Consider the following 16349-nt stretch of genomic DNA (forward strand, 5'->3'; position numbering starts at 1 on the left):
GGTCACTGGCCCATCATGCCGCGCGGCGAGCCGCGACCCGTTGCCGGTCCGGCCAACGTACGTCCCAGACCCAGCCGAGCTTCTCCATCCAGCGGATCGCCCGGGCGCTGCTGTCGACCTGGCCGCGCAGTACGCCGTGCCGTGCGCTGGTCTGATCCGCGTGGTGCAGGTTGTGCCAGGACTCGCCCATCGAGGGGATCGCGAGCCACCACACGTTGCCCGACCGGTCGCGGGACTTGAACGGGTGATTGCCGACCGCGTGGCAGATCGAGTTGATCGACCAGGTCACGTGGTGCAGCAGCCCGATCCGGACCAGGCCGGCCCAGAAGAACGCGGTCAGCGCGCCCTGCCACGACCATGCCCACAGGCCGCCGACCAGCGCGGGAGCGGCCAGCGAGACGCCGACCCACAGCGGGAACTGACGGGAGACGCGAATCATGTCGCGGTCCTTGAGCAGGTCGGGCGCGTACTTCTCCTGCGAGGTCTGCTCGACGTCGAACAGCCACCCCATGTGCGCCCACCACAGGCCCTTGGCCAGCGCGCCCACGCTGGTGCCGTAGCGCCACGGCGAGTGCGGGTCGCCCTCCTTGTCGGAGAACCTGTGGTGCTTGCGGTGGTCGGCGACCCACCGCACCAGCGGCCCCTGCACGGCCATGTTGCCCGCGATCGCGAGCGCGATCCGGACCGGGCGCTTGGCCTTGAACGATCCGTGCGTGAAGTAACGATGGAACCCGATCGTGATCCCGTGGCCGGTGATGGCGTACATCACAACGCCGATCACCACGTCGCGCCAGGACAGCCCCCAACCCCATGCCGCCGGCACCGCTGCCACCAGTGCGAGGAACGGGATGCCGATGAAGAGCGCCAACACGACCTGTTCGGCGAAGTGCTTGCGTTCGCCGCCGAGCGTGCCGCGCCGGGCGGCGTCGGTGGCGGACTTCCGTTCGGCTTCGAGCACGCTGGTGCCGGGGGAAGGGGTCATAGGGAATCCCTCAGGTCGGGGGCAGGCGATGCTACGGCGACGTAACCTACGGGGCCGTAAGTTTCGTCAGTATGGCAGGTCATGAGCGGAAAGTGAGGTGTCTGCAAGGCCTTCGATTTTTCCGCGCACCCGTGCCAAAACCCTTGTGCGGGACGGCTTCCCGGCCCGGGCGCCGGCATGCGCGAAGCGTCGAAGCGGCTTTTCGGGCCCGTGGCGCCGAGGGCCTCCGCGATGTTCCACGGGGTCTGCGGAGGGTTATTCGCGCACGAAGCGCCGAGGGGCCGGCATAGTGGGTGCCGTGAAAACGGGACGAGCCCGCTTGCCAAGCGGAATGCCCGATTCATTCCGCTATGGTGTAACTCGGCAGCACACGGGGTTTTGGTCCCCATGGTCCAGGTTCAAATCCTGGTAGCGGAGCCTTTCGACAATGCCGGCCGCAGCGGCGCGTGGAGCCTTCGCCCGACGGCGCTATCCTCATAGGGCCCGGTTTGTTCGGCTCGGCTTCGTCGTGCCGTCATCTCGTTTCTCCGGAGTCGGCCTTCGGAGTCGTCGGGCATCCCCCGCCAGCGATGCCGAGGAGCCTTGCTCTGTGAGCCCCATCCGCCCGGCTGCCGTCGTCGTACTTGCTGCGGGCGAGGGCACCCGCATGCGTTCCAAGACCACCCCGAAGGTGTTGCACGCCCTGGCCGGTCGGGCCATGGTCGGGCACGTGGTCGAAGCCGCCCGACGGCTGGATCCCGAAGACCTGATCGTTGTCGTCGGCCACGGCCGGGACAAGGTCGCGAGCTACCTGTCCGAGCTGGACCCCACTGCCCGGGTGGTCGTCCAGGAGCAGCAGAACGGCACCGGTCACGCCGTGCGCGTCGCCCTGGACGGGCTCGCCGAGAGCAGCCGGGAGCCGGACGGCGTGGTCTTGGTCACATGCGGGGACACCCCGCTGCTGACCACGGAAAGCCTGGCCGCACTGGTCGCGACCCACGAAAGCGAGGGCAACGCCGTCACCGTGCTCTCCGCGGTCGTGCCCGATCCGACCGGCTACGGCCGGATCGTCCGGGAGAACACCCCCGACGGGCACGGCGCCGTCACCGCGATCGTCGAGCACAAGGACGCCTCCGCCGCCCAGCGCGCGATCGCCGAGATCAACTCCGGCGTGTACGCGTTCGACGGCAAGCTGCTGCGCGAGGCGCTCGGCCGGATCACCGCGCACAACAGCCAGGGCGAGGAATACCTCACCGACACGCTGCACGTGCTGCGCGAGGCCGGGCACCGGGTGGGCGCGGCCGCGGCCGTGGACCACCGGGAGATCCTGGGCATCAACGACCGGGTGCAGCTCGCCGAGGCCCGACGGGTGTTCAACGACCGCCTGCTCGAGGCCGCGATGCGCGCCGGGGTCACCGTGGTGGACCCCGCGACCACCTGGGTCGACGTGGACGCCACGTTCGAACCGGATGCCGTGCTTCATCCCAACACCCAGCTGCACGGTGCGACCAGCGTCGCCGCCGAGGCCGTGGTGGGCCCCAACTGCACGCTGCGCGACACCGTCGTCGGCGAGCGGGCCCACGTGTACAACACCACGAGTGAGGGCGCCGAGATCGGCCCCGAGGCCACCGTGGGTCCGTACACCTACCTGCGGCCGGGTACCCGGCTCGCGCGGGGGGCCAAGGTCGGCGGCTTCGTGGAGATGAAGAACGCCGTGGTGGGCGAGGGATCGAAGGTGCCGCATCTGTCCTACGTCGGGGATGCGACCATCGGGGTGGGTGCCAATATCGGTGCGGCCACGATCTTCGTGAACTACGACGGCGTGAACAAGCACCACACGGTGGTCGGGGACCACGTGCGGGTGGGCAGCGACACCATGCTGGTCGCCCCGATCGAGATCGGCGACGGTGCCTACACGGCCGCCGGATCGGTGATCACAGAAGATGTCCCGCCCGGCGCGATGGCGGTGGCGCGGGGGCGCCAACACAACATCGACGGGTGGGTCGCACGCAAACGCGCGGGTACGGCCTCGGCGCAGGCCGCCGAACGCGCGCTCACGGGCACGCGGGGCGACGCGGGTGACGTGCACACAACGGCCGGGCCGAACGACGGTTCTGCCGAGGCGAATGGCAAGGAGACGGTGCTGTGAGCGGGATCAAGGTGACGCCTGAGCGCAAGCTCATGCTCTTCACGGGCAGGGCCCACCCCGAACTTGCGAAGGAGGTGGCCTCGGAGCTCGGTGCGGATCTCGTTCCCACCAAGGCCTTCGAGTTCGCCAACGGGGAGATCTACGTACGGTTCGAGGATTCCGTACGAGGTGCCGACGCGTTCGTGATCCAGAGCCACACGGCTCCGATCAACACGTGGATCATGGAACAGCTGATCATGATCGACGCGCTCAAGCGGGCCTCCGCCAAGCGCATCACGGTCATCGTGCCGTTCTACGGCTATGCCAGGCAGGACAAGAAGCACCGCGGTCGCGAGCCGATCTCGGCCCGCCTGATGGCGGATCTGTTCAAGACCGCGGGTGCCGACCGGCTGATGGCCGTGGACCTGCACACGTCGCAGATCCAGGGCTTCTTCGACGGCCCGGTGGACCACCTGTTCGCGCTGCCGCTGCTGGCCGACCACGTCGGCAAGCGGGTGGACCGCGAGCGGCTCACCGTGGTCTCCCCGGACGCCGGTCGGGTTCGGGTGGCCGACCAGTGGACGGACCGCCTCGGCGCGCCGCTGGCGATCATCCACAAGCGTCGCGACCCCAACATCGCCAACGAGGTCACCGTGCACGAGGTGGTCGGTGACGTCACCGGCCGCACGTGTGTCCTGGTCGACGACATGATCGACACCGGTGGCACGATCTGCGCCGCCGCCGACGCGCTGTACGAGAACGGCGCCGCCGACGTGATCGTGGCCGCCACCCACGCGGTGCTGTCCGGCCCCGCCGTGGACCGCCTGAAGAACTCGCGGATCAGCGAGGTCATCGTGACCAACTCGCTGCCGATCGAGGAGGAGCGTCAGTTCGACAAGCTGACCGTCCTGTCGATCGCCCCGATGGTGGGTCGTGCGATCCGTGAGGTCTTCGAGGACGGTTCGGTCACGAGCCTGTTCGACGGCCACAGCTGACCCACGGGACCGTCCGGCTCGGCCCGAACGGGCCGTTTGAACCGTAACTCACGTACGCCGCCCGGCCGTTCGGCCGGGCGGCGTACGTGTACCCACCTGCCTTTCGGGGTATCTTGCACCGAATGGGGGGCGTGCTGTCACTCGTTCGAGTGGCGCTCGCCGCGACCCGATTTCGGGGTGACCCAGAAGAGCGGGTAGGCTAACGGGGTTGCCCGGCGAGGGATGCGCGCTACTTGCTCCGTGATCGACGCGGTAGTTGTGTGTCGTGTACTCCTCCAAGGCTTTTTGCAGGGGACCCGGTGCCACTCGGGCACCTACGAACCGACTCCGGCCATCACCGTCCGCAGTCGATCCGCACCATGGGGACCCCGCCCCGCCATCCGCCACCGCGTCGTTCGAGGAGTACCCGTCGTGTCCGAGGTCCGTATCGTCGCCGAGCCGCGTTCCGAGTTCGGCAAGGGTGCCGCCCGTCGCGCCCGTCGCGCGGGTAAGGTGCCGGCCGTCCTCTACGGTCACGGCTCCGCTCCGCTCCACCTTGCGCTTCCGGGCCACGAGCTCATGCTCGCGCTCAAGACCCCCAACGTCCTGTTCTCGCTGGACATCGACGGCAAGCCGCAGCTGGCCCTGCCCAAGGACGTACAGCGTCACCCGATCAAGCGTCACCTGGAGCACGTCGACCTCCTGATCGTCCAGAAGGGCGAGACGGTCACGGTCGAGGTTCCGGTCAGCACGGTCGGCGAGATCGCCCCGGGCGGCCTGCTCGAGACCGTCGTCCCGGCGCTCCCCGTCGAGGCCGAGGCGACCGCGCTTCCCGAGACCATCGAGATCGACGTGACCGGCCTGGAGCCGGGCGCCTCGGTCCACGCCAAGGACATCAAGCTGCCGAAGGGCACCGCGCTCGCGGGCGACCCTGAAGCGGTCATCCTGCACATCCTCACCCCGTCGGCTCCGGAGCCGGTCGCCGAGGCGACCACGGCCGAAGAGGCCTGATCCGGTCGTTGTCGTAGGACGAACGCGGGGACAACAACATCATGAGTGAGTCGCAGGCCCACGCCGGCACGGACGACAGTCCGTGGTTGGTCGTGGGCCTCGGCAATCCCGGGCCCGAGTACGCCGGGAATCGCCACAACGTCGGGTTCATGGTCGTCGACCTGCTCGCCGAGCGGGATCGGTCGAAGTTCAAGGCGCACAAGTCGCGCGCCCAAGTGGTGGAGACCCGGATCGGCCCGCACCGGGTGGTGCTGGCCAAGCCGATGTCGTTCATGAACCTGTCCGGCGGGCCGGTGACCGCGCTGCGTGACTTCTACAAGATCCCGGTCGCGAACATCATCGCGGTCCACGACGAGTTGGACGTCGACTTCGGCGTGCTGCGGCTCAAGCGCGGTGGCGGCGACAACGGGCACAACGGCCTGAAGTCGATCACCAAGTCGCTCGGACCCGACTACCTGCGGGTGCGGTTCGGCATCGGTCGTCCGCCCGGGCGGATGGACGTCGCCGCGTTCGTGCTCAAGGACTTCTCCGCGACCGAGCGCAAGGAACTGGCGTTCGAGGTGGACCGCGCGGCCGACGCGTGCGAGGCGCTGGTCCGCGAGGGCCTGGAGCGCGCGCAGAACACCTTCAACACCTGATCCGACCGTGCGGGTCACGACATTCGAACGAGGGCGGGCTCCCCACGGGGACCCGCCCTCCGCGGTATCCAGACGGCTACCAGCGCCCGTCGTCGCGGATGCGCACCGGCGCCAGACCCAGGACCAGCGTGCTGATCGCGACGTCCATCGACGAGCCGATGAACCACTCGCCGGTGTGATCCAGACCGAACACCCGACCGCTCGGGTCGATCGCCAGATAGCTGCTGCCGTCGTCCTCGTCGCCCAGCGGGGCCAGCGGGGTGCCCAGCGCGCGACCCACGTCGGTGAGTGTGCGCGGCAGGTGCAGCCCGCGGGTGGGGTCGATGGTGAACGGTCGGCGGAGCACGTCCTTGCCCGCGCCGCCGATGGCGAAGTGCAGTGTGCCGAACTCGGCCCAGGCCACCAGCGCCGCCGGGAACACGCTGTGCCGGTGCCCGTCGGGCGACTCGTGGTCGCTGATCTGCCGGGCCCACGCCTCGGCCTGGGTCAGCCGGCGTCGACCCACGGTCCAGCCTGCACGCTTGAGCTCGTGCACCACGTCGGTGGAGAAGCGGGTCACGTCAGCCGCTTTCCGTCGACGCGACGCCGAAGTGTTCGAGCATCGGCGCGCAGGATCGACACGGCGGTTGATACGTGTCGTGTCGTGGGTCGCCGTCCTCGCGAATCCGGCGCAGGGTCAGCTTGGCCCCCTTGAGCGAGCGTCGTGCCTCTTGCACGGTGAACGGTCGCCGGGCCGCCCGCTTGGTGCGTGCCGCCTCGGCCTCGAAGAGGTGCTCGGACACCAGCTCGACCTCGGGGCAGCGGCCCCGCCAGCGCTCGCGTGCCTCGACCGGGAGGGCCATCAGGAAATCCCGGACCAGCGGATGCGCCGTCGGCACGGTGTCGCCCTTGGCGCCCGCCCGGGTGCGGATGCGCTTGCCGATGAACAGCGCGGCCGCCACGGCCGGGAGGATGCTCTCGCGGGTGCCCCTGGGGGCGTCTCTCTCGCGCGGGTCGGGACCCGCCGGTTCGAGCTCCGGATCCACTTCCGCCGTACGTTCCTTCGCCAGTGTCGTCGTCGGAGTACCCGCAGCCACGTGGCGTTCCCTTCTCGTTCATGTGCTGCTTCGGTCGACGCGGCTTGTGTCGACGGATCGATCATGCCGGCGCCCGGATCGGTGACTGTGCGTGCAACAGCGTGCCAAACGTCTCGGCGACCCGTGCAACCGGGACTCCCGGAAAGATCTTCGCAGTTCGGTCCGACCCGCGGATTTCCCGGTTGGCCCGCGGCGGAGCGGATCGGGCGCTAGCTTCGTTCGGGTGGGGGTGCCGTGCGGCGGCTGGGCCCGCGCGGCCGGGGGGTTACCAGGGGAGTTGACGTTCCGTCATGTCGAATTCCGGGTCTGGGCGAGCCATCGGGCTCGCCGTCATAGGGGCCGGCTACTGGGGCCCCAATCTGGTGCGCAACGCGCAGGCCACACCGGCTCTGCGGCTGGAATGGCTGTGTGATCTCGACGAGGCGCGGGCCCGTGCGGTGCTGGGCGATTACAGCACGGTCCGGGTTTGCACGTCCTATCAGGAAGTGCTCGCCGACCCCGCGGTGCACGCCGTGGCGATCGCGACGCCGGCCGCGACGCACTTCGAGCTGGTCGCGGCGGCGTTGGAGGCGGGCAAGCACGTCCTGGTCGAGAAGCCGATCACGGCCGATCGCTCGGACGCGGTCAAACTGGTCGAACTGGCCGAGCGCAACGGGCTGACGCTGATGTGCGATCACACGTTCTGCTACATGCCGGTGGTCCGGCACATCCGCGAGCTGATCCACGGCGGCGAGCTGGGCGACATCCGCTTCTTCGACTCGGTGCGGATCAACCTGGGCCTGGTCCAGCCGGACGTGGACGTGTTGTGGGACCTCGCGCCGCACGATCTGTCCATCCTGGACTTCATCCTGCCGCCGGGGGTGCGCCCGGTGTCGGTGGCGGCCCACGGCGCGGACCCGCTCGGCACCGGCCGGGCCTGCCTGGCCTACCTGGTGCTGCGGCTGAGCAACGAGGCCATCGCACACGTGCATGTGAACTGGCTCTCGCCGACCAAGGTGCGCACCACCATCATCGGCGGCTCCCGGCGCACCCTGGTGTGGGACGACACCAATCCCACGGCCCGACTCCAGGTGCACGACAAGGGCATCGACCTCGCCGAGGACGCCGCGCTCAGCCCGGAGGCCCGGCGGGAGAAGCTGATCTCCTACCGGGTGGGCGACGTGGTCTCGCCCGCGCTGCCCGAGCGGGAGGCGCTGCGTGCGGTGATGGCCGAGTTCGCCGAAGCGATCGGCATGTCCCGGCCGGCGCTGACCGACGGTCGCGCGGGTCTGCGGGTACTGGAACTGCTGGAGGCGGCCTCGCGCAGCCTGGAACTGGGCGGCGCCACCGTCGCGGTGGGAGAACTCTGATGGGTGTCGAGATCGCCGGTTCGCGCTGTGTGGTCACCGGCGGCGCGGGGACCATCGGGTCCACGATCGTCGACCGGTTGCTCGCCGCCGGGGCCGCGCACGTGGTCGTCCTGGACAACCTGACCCGCGGCCACCGGGGCAACCTGGCCCAGGCGCTGACCGACGAGCGGGTCGAGCTGGTCGACGGCGACATCCGCGACCGGCCGCTGCTGGCCCGGCTGATGCCGGGCACCGACGTGCTCTTCCACCTCGCCGCGATCCGGATCACGCAGTGCGTGGAGGAACCCCGGCTCGCGCTGGAGGTGCTCGTCGACGGCACCTACGACGTGATGGAGGCGGCGGTCGCCGCCGATGTGCGCAAGGTGGTCACCTCCTCCTCGGCGTCGGTCTACGGCCTCGCCGAGGAGTTCCCGACCACCGAGCTGCACCACCCGTACGACAACGACACGCTCTACGGCGCGGCCAAGCTGTTCAATGAGGGCCTGCTGCGCAGCTTCCGGGCGATGTACGGCTTGGACTACGTGGCGCTGCGCTACTTCAACGTCTACGGCCCGCGGATGGACGTGCACGGTCTGTACACCGAGGTGCTGATCCGCTGGATGGAGCGGATCGGCAAGGGGGAACCCCCGTTGATCTTCGGCGACGGCTTGCAGACCATGGACTTCGTGTACACCGAGGACATCGCACGCGCCAACCTCCTTGCCGCGCAGACCGATACCGCCGGTGAGGTGTTCAACATCGCGTCCGGGAGCGAGACTTCGCTGCGTGGACTGGCCGAGCGGCTGTTGGCGGTGATGGGCGCGGAGGGGCTGGGTATCGAGTACGGCCCGGCCCGGGCGAGCGGTGGGGTGACCCGGCGGCTGGCCGACACCACCAAGGCCGCACGGGAGTTGGGCTTCACCGCGGAGGTGGACATCGACGAGGGGCTGCGCCGACTGGTGGCGTGGTGGCGGGACGCGGTCTGATCCGATCGGGGCACCGAGGGGGTTCGGTGGGTACCGGGTGCGGGGCGGACGCGGCTGGGACGGGCATGGGCGGGCGACCGGGCTGGGGGAAGGCACGATGAGCATGGAACGAATTCCGGTGATGCGGCCCTGGATGGGCGAGGAGGAGGCCGCCGCCGCGGCGGACGCGGTGCGCTCCGGGTGGGTGGCCCAGGGACCTCGGGTGGCCGCCTTCGAGCGGGCGTTCGCGGAGTATGTCGAGGTGCCCGCGGCGATTGCGGTGTCCTCGTGCACCACGGCGCTGCATTTGGCGTTGATCAACGCCGGGGTGGGGCCCGGTGACGAGGTCGTGGTGCCGTCGCTGTCCTTCGTGGCCACCGCCAACGCGGTGCGCTATGTGGGCGCGCGCCCGGTTTTCGCCGATGTCGAACTCGCCACCGGGAACCTGAGCCCGGAGACGATCGAGCCGGTGCTCACCGCCGCGACCCGCGCGGTGATCCTGGTCGACCAGGGCGGCATTCCGGCCGATCTGCACGGTGTCCGGGCGCTGGTGGACGCCCGCGGCATCGTGGTGGTGGAGGACGCGGCGTGCGCGGCGGGCTCGACGTACCGGGGTCGCCCGGTGGGCGCCGGGGCGATGTCCGCCACGTTCTCCTTCCACCCGCGCAAGCTGCTGACCACCGGCGAGGGCGGCATGCTCACGCTCGCGCGGGCGAGCGCGGCACCGCGGCTGCGCCGGTTGCGCGAGCACGGGATGAGTGTGAGCGCGGCCGACCGGGACGCGGCGGACCGCGCGGGCGGGGCGCCGGTGGTGGAGAGCTACGACGAACTCGGCTTCAACTACCGGATGACCGACATCCAGGCGGCGGTCGGCCTGGTGCAACTGGGCCGGCTGCCCGCGATGGTCGCTCGACGACGGGAACTGGCGGCCCGCTACCGCGAGTTGCTCGCCGGGGTAACCGGGCTGACGACGGCGGCCGATCCGGCCCACGGGCTGACCAACTATCAGGCGTTCTGGGTGCTGCTGCCCGAGGACTTCCCGATGTCGCGCGACGCCCTGCTCGGGGAGCTCGCCCGGGCCGGCATCTCGGCGCGGCGCGGGATCATGGCCGCGCACCTGGAACCGGCCTATGCGGACGTCGAACACGTGCCGCTGCCCGCCACCGAGCGGTTGACCCGAAACTCGCTGATCCTGCCGCTGTTCCACGATCTGACCGAGGCACAGCAGGACCGGGTGGTCGCCGCGGTGCGGGCGGCGGCCGGCGTCCGGGCGGCGGTCTAGTGTCCTTTCGCGATCTGCTGTTGGTCGGCGCCGGCGGGTTCGCCCGGGAGGTGGCCGCGGCGATCCCGGATTTTCGTGCTCCGCGCGGGAGTTCGGGCTGGCGGCTGCTCGGTTTCCTGGACGAGGATCCGACCCGATGGCACACCGAGGTGGACGGCTTCCCGGTGCTCGGCGGTGCCGACGCGGTGCACAAGTGGCCGGACGCGCTGGTGGTGGTGTGCGTCGGGAGTCCGACGAACTGGTGGAGTCGCTCGCGGGTGGTGGCCCGACTGGGCCTGCCGGACGCCCGCTGGGCCACGCTCGTGCACGTGAGCGCGGTGGTCCCGCGCACGTGCGAGATCGGGCCGGGCGCGGTGCTGATGGCACAGACCGTGCTGACCACCTCGGTCCGGGTGGGCGCACACGCGCACACCATGCCGCAGGTGGTGCTGACCCACGACGACGACGTGGGCGACTTCGCCACGCTGGCCGCGGGAGTGCGGTTGGCGGGCGCGGTGACGGTGGGCCGGGAGGCGTACCTGGGGGCCGGTGCGCTGGTGCGCGAGCGACGCACCATCGGTGCGCGGTCGCTGGTGGGGATGGGCTCGGTCGTGACGCGGGACGTGCCGCCGGCCGAGGTGTGGGCGGGGGTGCCGGCCCGCCGACTGCGGTCGGCGCCGACCCCCGCCGTTGTCGGGATACCACGAGGGGGAGACGCGGATGAGTGCTGACCTGGACCGGATTCCGTTGGTGGACCTGGCCGCCGCGCATGCCGAGGTGGCCGGCGAGGTCGAGGCCGGCATCGCCCGGGTGCTGGCCACGTGCGCGTTCGTGGGCGGCCCCGATGTCGCGGGCTTCGAGGCCGAGTACGCCGAGTTCACCGGCGTCGCGCACTGCGTCGGGGTGGCCAACGGCACGGACGCGGTGGAACTGGCGCTGCGGGTGCTGGAGGTGGGCGCGGGTGCGGGCGTGGTGATGCCCGCGAACACGTTCGTGGCGACCGCCGAGGCGGCCGTCCGGGCGGGCGCCCGGCCGGTGTTCGCGGACGTGGACGACGAGTTCCTGCTGCTGGATCCGCAGCGGGCCGCCGAGGCCCTGAACGGACCGGTCGAGGCCCGCGCCGTGGTGCCGGTACACCTGAACGGGCAACTGGCCCCGATGGGTGCGTTGCGGGCGCTGGCGCAGGCGCGCGGGGTGTTCCTGGTCGAGGACGCCGCGCAGTGCCAGGGCGCGACCCAGGACGGTGTCGCCCCCGGCGCGTGGGGACCGGACGCCATCGCGGCGACCAGCTTCTATCCGGGCAAGAACCTGGGCGCGTACGGCGACGGCGGCGCGGTGGTGACCGGCAACGAGGACTACGCGTCGGCGGTGCGCGAGATGCGCGACCACGGGTCGTCGCGCAAGTACGTGCACACGCGCTTGGGCTTCAACTCGCGCCTGGACACCATCCAGGCCGTGGTGTTGCGTGCCAAGCTGCGCCGACTCGCCGACTGGAACGTGCGGCGGCGGGCGGCGGCGGCCCGCTACGACGCGCTGCTCGCCGGCGTCGAGGGCGTGCGGGTGCCGGGCACCGCGCCGGGCAACGAGCACGTGTGGCACCTGTACGCGGTCCGGGTGCCCGAGCGGGACAAGGTGCTCGCGTTGCTGAACGAGGCGGGCGTCGGCGCCGGCGTGCACTATCCCGTGCCGGTGCACCTGCAACCCGCCTTCGCCGGACTGGGCTATGCACGTGGTGACTTCCCGGTGGCCGAGCGGGCCGCCGAGCAGATCCTGACGCTGCCGCTGTACCCGCAGCTGACCGCGTCGCAGCAGGAGCGCGTCGTGGAGGTGCTCGCGGGAGCGCTGAGCCGGCTGTGAACCCCGGGCCCGACGACGGACCGGCGTGCCTGCCCGCGCCCGGCACCATCCGCCATCTCGGCCACGCGGGCTTCGTGGTCGCCCACGCGGGCGTCTCGCTGCTGATCGACCCGTGGTTCCACCCCGCCTTCCTCGGCGCGTGGTTCCCGTTCCCGGACAATCGCGAGTTGTTGCCCGAGGTGCTCGCCGGCGGCTACGACCTGCTCTATCTCTCGCACCTGCACGAGGACCACTTCGACGAACGGGTGCTGGCGCGACTCGATCGCGGCATCACCGTGGTGTTGCCCAGGTACCGGTCCAAATCGCTGGTCAAGCGGATGAGCGCGCTGGGCTTCCATGAGCAGGTGGTGCTCGGCCATCGGGAGTCGTTCACGCCCGCGCCGGGGCTGACCCTGACCATGCTGCTGGACACCAGCCACAAGGAGGACAGCGGCCTGCTCGTCGATCTGGACGGCTACCGCTTCCTGGACCTCAACGACTGCAACACCCCGCTCGGCGAACTCCCGGGCGACATCGACCTGTTGTCCGCGCAGTTCTCCGGCGCGATGTGGTACCCGAACGCGTACGCGTATCCGGAGGAGACCCAGCGCAAGAAGACCGCCGAGGTGCGTTCGGACCTGTTCGACACGCTGGTGCGCAAGGTCCGACTGACCGGTGCGCGTGCCTACCTGCCGTCGGCCGGTCCGCCGGTGTTCCTGGATCCGGAACTCGCCCGATACAACGACCGGGACGAGACGATCTTCCCGCTGTGGGACGTGTTCGCCGACGACTTCGCCGCGGCCTGTCCACGGGTGCGGGTGATCGAGGCCGCGCCGGGCGACGACCTCGGCGCGCCCACCGGCCCGGTGGCGCACTGGCGCACCGAGGCGTACCTGAGCGCCTACCGGGACCGCCGCGAGGCCGAGTGGCGGGCCTACGCGGAGCGGGAGTTCGAGCCGGTCGCGCCGGCCGAACTGGACGCCTACCTGGCCCGGTTGCAGAGCTGGAACAAGCGCTTCCTGGGCGACTGGCGCAAGGACGTGCGGCTGACCTCGGACGGCGGATCCTGGTCGGTGCGGTTGGGTCGGATCGCGGGCGACATCGTGTTCGAGGAGGAACCGGTCGACCCCGCCTACACGATCGAGGTTCCGCAGCGGGTGTTGCGCGCGATCGTGGACGGGGCGGTGGGATGGGAGGAGGCGCTGCTGTCCATGCGCCTGGGCCTGGCCCGTGATCCGGACGTGTTCGACCTGACCCTGATGAGCCTGCTGCGCTACGGCGAGCACCCGGCACAGACCATGCAGATGGTCCGCGAACGCGAATCGGCCGCGCACGGCGAGTCGATCGAGCGGTGCGGGGTGCGGATGCAGCGGTTTTGCCCGCACGCAGGCGAGGACCTGTCGCACGCGGACGTCGCGACCGGCGTGCTGGAGTGTCCGCGCCATCACTGGAAGTGGCGCCTGGACACCGGCGAGTGCGTAGCGGGCGGCACCGTGCCGCTGCGGGTCGAGCCGGCCGCCGGCCCCGATGCTTCGGATCGGTGACGGTCGCCGTCGACCGCTCGAGACACAGGTGTGAGCCCGAGGTGGTTGACATAACGTCCTGCGCCGTATCGGCAGCGGCCCTGCTCGTCTTGTGCACCGTCATGCCTGCGAGTGAGCCCACACCACCCATTCGCCCTATTTATCAGAAAAGATAATTGATTGCGATACTGCATCCTTTTCATATCGTTAACGACGCGTTAGGCATTCAAAAGGAGAACGTTTTTCTTCGAAACGTCCGGGTTCCGTCACGAGCGTGTCATGGCGTGTCGAGTGTCGGCCGGACGGCGGCTGCAAGTGCTGCTGTGTGGCCATCCGAGTCATTCGTGTTCCTTACCGGAACGGGAGTGGCGCCCGTGATGTCTGGAGGTTGTCGATGAGCACCTGGGGATGGGTCTGCCAGGAGAACGGTTGTCCCTCGAAGACCGACGGCGCCCGCCAGCGGTACCGGTCGAAGGACGCGGCGCAGGTGGCGGCCAAGGCACACACCAAGGCCACCGGGCACAAGACGAGGATCATCGAGTACACGTAGCCGGCGGGTCACAGCCACACGAGACGAATAGGCACGAGTAGGCACGAGCAGGCACCGAAGGGCACGAGCGGGCACGGGTCAAAGCCGCGCCCGGTGATCGGCTTTCACGACCACCGGGCGCCCGGCAGGGCGGGAACGGCCCTACAACACCTCGATGTTGGGGCCCGCGCCGAGCACCCGCCGGCAGTCGAGCACGTAGTCGGCGGCACGCAGCAGGTCCAGATCGACGTCGTCGTGATCCACGAGCAGCACCACCGCGTCCGCGGCGGCCACCGCCTCCGCGGTCAACTCCACCCGCCGCAACCGGGCGTCCACGACCTGGGCGAGGTCCACGTGCGGGTCGGCGGCCGTGACCTCCGCACCCAGGTTCAGCAACAACCGGGCCACGTGCGTGGACGGCGACTCCCGGGCGTCGCCGGTGTTCTTCTTGTACGCGAGTCCCACCAGCAACACCCGGGAGCCGTTGACCGATCGCCGCCGGGTGTTGAACGCGGCGGTGAGCCGGCGGATCACGTAGTCCGGCATGTGGTTGTTGACGTCGTTGGCCAACTCCACGAAACGAAAGCTCTGGCCGAGCGCACGCTGCACCCGCCAGGACAGGTACGACGGGTCGATCGGCAGGCAGTGCCCGCCGACACCCGGCCCCGGGGTGAAGCGCAGGAAGCCGAACGGCTTGGTCGAGCACGCGTCGATCGCCTCCCACACGTCGATGCCCAGGTCGTGGGCGAACATCGCGACCTCGTTGACGAGCGCGATGTTCACGTGCCGGAAGGTGTTCTCGATCAACTTGACCAACTCGGCCTCCTTCGGCGAGGAGACCGGCACGACGCGGTCGATCAGCGAACCGTAGAAGTCCTCCACGACCGCCAGCGATGCGGCATCCACCCCGGAGACCACCTTCGGCGTGTTGACCAGGTTCCAGGTCGGGTTGCCCGGGTCGATCCGCTCCGGGCTGTAGCCCAGGTGGAAGTCGCGACCCACGGTCAGGCCCGAGCCCTCCGCCAGAATCGGGCCGACCAATTCCTCGGTGGTGCCCGGATAGGTGGTCGATTCGAGCACCACGCAGGCGCCGGGCCGCAGATAGCGGGCCAGCGTGCGTGCGCACTCCTCGATGTAGCTCAGGTCCGGGACGCCCTCGCGCAGCGGCGTGGGCACGGTGATCACCGCGATGTCGTAGCCGCCCAGATCGCGCGGCTCGGCGGTGGCGCGGTAGTTGCCCGCGTCCAGGATCGCCCGCAGGTGCGCGGACGGGATGTCCTCGACGTAGGACTCGCCCGCCGCCAGCCGCTTGACTCGTGCCTCGTCGACGTCGTAGCCGACCACCTCGTGCCCCACCTGGGCGGCCCGAACCGCCAGCGGCAGCCCCACATATCCCTGACCGGCGATGACAACACGCATCCGAGAATCCCCCTCCACGCGCAACCGCCCACCCCCGAGCGGCTGGTGATGCAACGTCAGGGGCGGCCGGGCACGTGATCGGCACGTGGCTTGGCCACCACCCACGACGACACGAGCCCGGCCACCCGCTCGCCGCGCACCACCGCCCCGGGAAAGCGCGAGACCAACTCGCCGCGCCGGGCCGGGAAAACCCGGGGCGGCGATCCGCCGATCCGCGACCGCAGGTGACCGGGCATCAGATGCAGCGCGGGCAACGAGGTCTGCGGATCGAGCGGGTGCTCCCGGGCGGCGGCGCGCAGCCAGTAGCGCTCCGCCGAGGCGTGCACGACATCGGCCAGCCGGGCCCGGGCGGTCGACCCGGCCAGCCGATCGAGCAGCCCATCGCACACCACCAAGTCGCAACTCCCGGACCAATCCAGCGGATCGACTGCCTCATGGACCAGCCACGAGGCCAACTCGGCGGATTTGTCCGCAGTCTCGACCACGCGCACGTGCGCGGGCCGCACCGGGGCGTGCCACCAGAACTCGGCCGAGCCGCCCAGGTCCACCACCCGAAGCCGCTCGATGTCCGGGAACGCCTCGCGAAACCACAACCATCGTCGCGCCCGCGCCCCGGCTTCCACCTGCGTGCGCGCGGCCCCCGCGCCCCCCCCCCCCCGATCGGAAGTTCACACCCCTGTACAACCCACAACAAAATAAA

At 70.2% G+C, this 16349-nt stretch carries 16 protein-coding genes and 1 tRNA gene; 12 read left to right on the forward strand and 5 right to left on the reverse strand.

All coding sequences use genetic code 11. The annotated features are described in order from the left end of the window. Positions 1–13: 13 nt before the first annotated feature. Positions 14–982 carry an acyl-CoA desaturase gene (locus ABZS54_RS18820; RefSeq protein ID WP_355536761.1) on the reverse strand — a complete coding sequence of 323 codons (969 nt, stop codon included), beginning with the start codon at positions 980–982 and terminating at the stop codon, positions 14–16. 344 nt (positions 983–1326) lie between these two features. On the opposite strand from ABZS54_RS18820, the gene ABZS54_RS18825 reads away from it, so the two are divergent. The 5 genes from ABZS54_RS18825 to pth all read left to right on the forward strand — a co-directional run bounded on the left by ABZS54_RS18825 (position 1327) and on the right by pth (position 5712). Beyond that, positions 1327–1399: transfer RNA gene (locus ABZS54_RS18825), tRNA-Gln, on the forward strand. Between the two features lie 172 nt (positions 1400–1571). Then, positions 1572–3110: a bifunctional UDP-N-acetylglucosamine diphosphorylase/glucosamine-1-phosphate N-acetyltransferase GlmU gene (gene glmU / locus ABZS54_RS18830; RefSeq protein WP_355536764.1), complete on the forward strand. Its 1539-nt coding sequence runs from the start codon at positions 1572–1574 to the stop codon at positions 3108–3110. After that, positions 3107–4084 (forward strand): ribose-phosphate diphosphokinase, encoded by a 978-nt coding sequence (locus ABZS54_RS18835; RefSeq protein ID WP_355536767.1) that lies wholly within the window; start codon positions 3107–3109, stop codon positions 4082–4084. Before glmU ends, ABZS54_RS18835 begins: the two co-directional genes overlap by 4 nt. Before the next feature lie 411 nt (positions 4085–4495). Next, positions 4496–5074 carry a 50S ribosomal protein L25/general stress protein Ctc gene (locus tag ABZS54_RS18840; protein WP_355536770.1) on the forward strand — a complete coding sequence of 193 codons (579 nt, stop codon included), beginning with the start codon at positions 4496–4498 and terminating at the stop codon, positions 5072–5074. Positions 5075–5115: 41 nt separating this feature from the next. Continuing rightward, positions 5116–5712 (forward strand): aminoacyl-tRNA hydrolase, encoded by a 597-nt coding sequence (gene pth / locus ABZS54_RS18845; RefSeq protein ID WP_355536773.1) that lies wholly within the window; start codon positions 5116–5118, stop codon positions 5710–5712. Between the two features lie 76 nt (positions 5713–5788). Here pth and ABZS54_RS18850 read toward each other — a convergent pair whose 3' ends face one another. Together ABZS54_RS18850 and ABZS54_RS18855 are read right to left on the reverse strand one after the other, a co-directional pair. Further along, the gene (locus ABZS54_RS18850) at positions 5789–6271 is read right to left on the reverse strand and encodes an SUKH-3 domain-containing protein (protein WP_355536776.1); all 483 of its coding nucleotides are present in this window, start codon (positions 6269–6271) and stop codon (positions 5789–5791) included. A gap of 1 nt (position 6272) precedes the next feature. Then, positions 6273–6788, reverse strand: a complete 516-nt coding sequence (locus tag ABZS54_RS18855) for a YwqJ-related putative deaminase (RefSeq protein ID WP_355536779.1) — start codon at positions 6786–6788, stop codon at positions 6273–6275. Positions 6789–7078: 290 nt separating this feature from the next. On the opposite strand from ABZS54_RS18855, the gene ABZS54_RS18860 reads away from it, so the two are divergent. The 7 genes from ABZS54_RS18860 (at position 7079) to ABZS54_RS18890 (ending at position 14251) form a co-directional block, all read left to right on the forward strand. Next, positions 7079–8137, forward strand: coding sequence for a Gfo/Idh/MocA family oxidoreductase (locus tag ABZS54_RS18860; protein ID WP_355536782.1), 1059 nt, complete (start codon positions 7079–7081; stop codon positions 8135–8137). Beyond that, positions 8137–9102 carry an NAD-dependent epimerase/dehydratase family protein gene (locus tag ABZS54_RS18865; protein WP_355536785.1) on the forward strand — a complete coding sequence of 322 codons (966 nt, stop codon included), beginning with the start codon at positions 8137–8139 and terminating at the stop codon, positions 9100–9102. The genes ABZS54_RS18860 and ABZS54_RS18865 overlap by 1 nt, the downstream gene beginning before the upstream one ends. A gap of 97 nt (positions 9103–9199) precedes the next feature. Further along, on the forward strand, positions 9200–10363 hold the full coding sequence (locus ABZS54_RS18870; protein WP_355536788.1) for a DegT/DnrJ/EryC1/StrS family aminotransferase: 1164 nt from the start codon (positions 9200–9202) through the stop codon (positions 10361–10363). Further along, positions 10363–11073 carry an acetyltransferase gene (locus ABZS54_RS18875; protein WP_355536791.1) on the forward strand — a complete coding sequence of 237 codons (711 nt, stop codon included), beginning with the start codon at positions 10363–10365 and terminating at the stop codon, positions 11071–11073. Before ABZS54_RS18870 ends, ABZS54_RS18875 begins: the two co-directional genes overlap by 1 nt. Continuing rightward, a complete protein-coding gene (locus tag ABZS54_RS18880) occupies positions 11063–12199 on the forward strand; it encodes a DegT/DnrJ/EryC1/StrS family aminotransferase (RefSeq protein ID WP_355536794.1) in 1137 nt (378 codons plus the stop codon). The genes ABZS54_RS18875 and ABZS54_RS18880 overlap by 11 nt, the downstream gene beginning before the upstream one ends. Next, positions 12196–13722, forward strand: coding sequence for a Rieske 2Fe-2S domain-containing protein (locus ABZS54_RS18885; RefSeq protein WP_355536797.1), 1527 nt, complete (start codon positions 12196–12198; stop codon positions 13720–13722). Before ABZS54_RS18880 ends, ABZS54_RS18885 begins: the two co-directional genes overlap by 4 nt. A 373-nt stretch (positions 13723–14095) precedes the next feature. Continuing rightward, positions 14096–14251: a hypothetical protein gene (locus ABZS54_RS18890; protein WP_355536799.1), complete on the forward strand. Its 156-nt coding sequence runs from the start codon at positions 14096–14098 to the stop codon at positions 14249–14251. Positions 14252–14392: 141 nt separating this feature from the next. Here the strand turns inward: ABZS54_RS18890 and ABZS54_RS18895 are convergent, their stop codons facing one another. Continuing rightward, entirely contained in the window at positions 14393–15649 is a 1257-nt protein-coding gene (locus ABZS54_RS18895) for a nucleotide sugar dehydrogenase (RefSeq protein WP_355536802.1), read from the reverse strand. A gap of 56 nt (positions 15650–15705) precedes the next feature. Continuing rightward, positions 15706–16242 carry a hypothetical protein gene (locus ABZS54_RS18900; RefSeq protein ID WP_355536805.1) on the reverse strand — a complete coding sequence of 179 codons (537 nt, stop codon included), beginning with the start codon at positions 16240–16242 and terminating at the stop codon, positions 15706–15708. Positions 16243–16349: the final 107 nt, after the last annotated feature.

Source organism: Embleya sp. NPDC005575, assembly GCF_040605455.1.
Lineage (GTDB): Bacteria > Actinomycetota > Actinomycetes > Streptomycetales > Streptomycetaceae > Embleya.

Bases quoted from the DNA above. Each gene is read 5' to 3' on its own strand.
- ABZS54_RS18870 (WP_355536788.1), top strand. From the start codon at position 9,200: ATGAGCATGGAACGAATTCCGGTGATGCGGCCCTGGATGGGCGAGGAG.
- ABZS54_RS18880 (WP_355536794.1), top strand. From the start codon at position 11,063: ATGAGTGCTGACCTGGACCGGATTCCGTTGGTGGACCTGGCCGCCGCG.
- ABZS54_RS18865 (WP_355536785.1), top strand. From the start codon at position 8,137: ATGGGTGTCGAGATCGCCGGTTCGCGCTGTGTGGTCACCGGCGGCGCG.
- ABZS54_RS18820 (WP_355536761.1), bottom strand. From the start codon at position 982: ATGACCCCTTCCCCCGGCACCAGCGTGCTCGAAGCCGAACGGAAGTCC.
- ABZS54_RS18860 (WP_355536782.1), top strand. From the start codon at position 7,079: ATGTCGAATTCCGGGTCTGGGCGAGCCATCGGGCTCGCCGTCATAGGG.
- pth (WP_355536773.1), top strand. From the start codon at position 5,116: ATGAGTGAGTCGCAGGCCCACGCCGGCACGGACGACAGTCCGTGGTTG.
- ABZS54_RS18895 (WP_355536802.1), bottom strand. From the start codon at position 15,649: ATGCGTGTTGTCATCGCCGGTCAGGGATATGTGGGGCTGCCGCTGGCG.
- ABZS54_RS18890 (WP_355536799.1), top strand. From the start codon at position 14,096: ATGAGCACCTGGGGATGGGTCTGCCAGGAGAACGGTTGTCCCTCGAAG.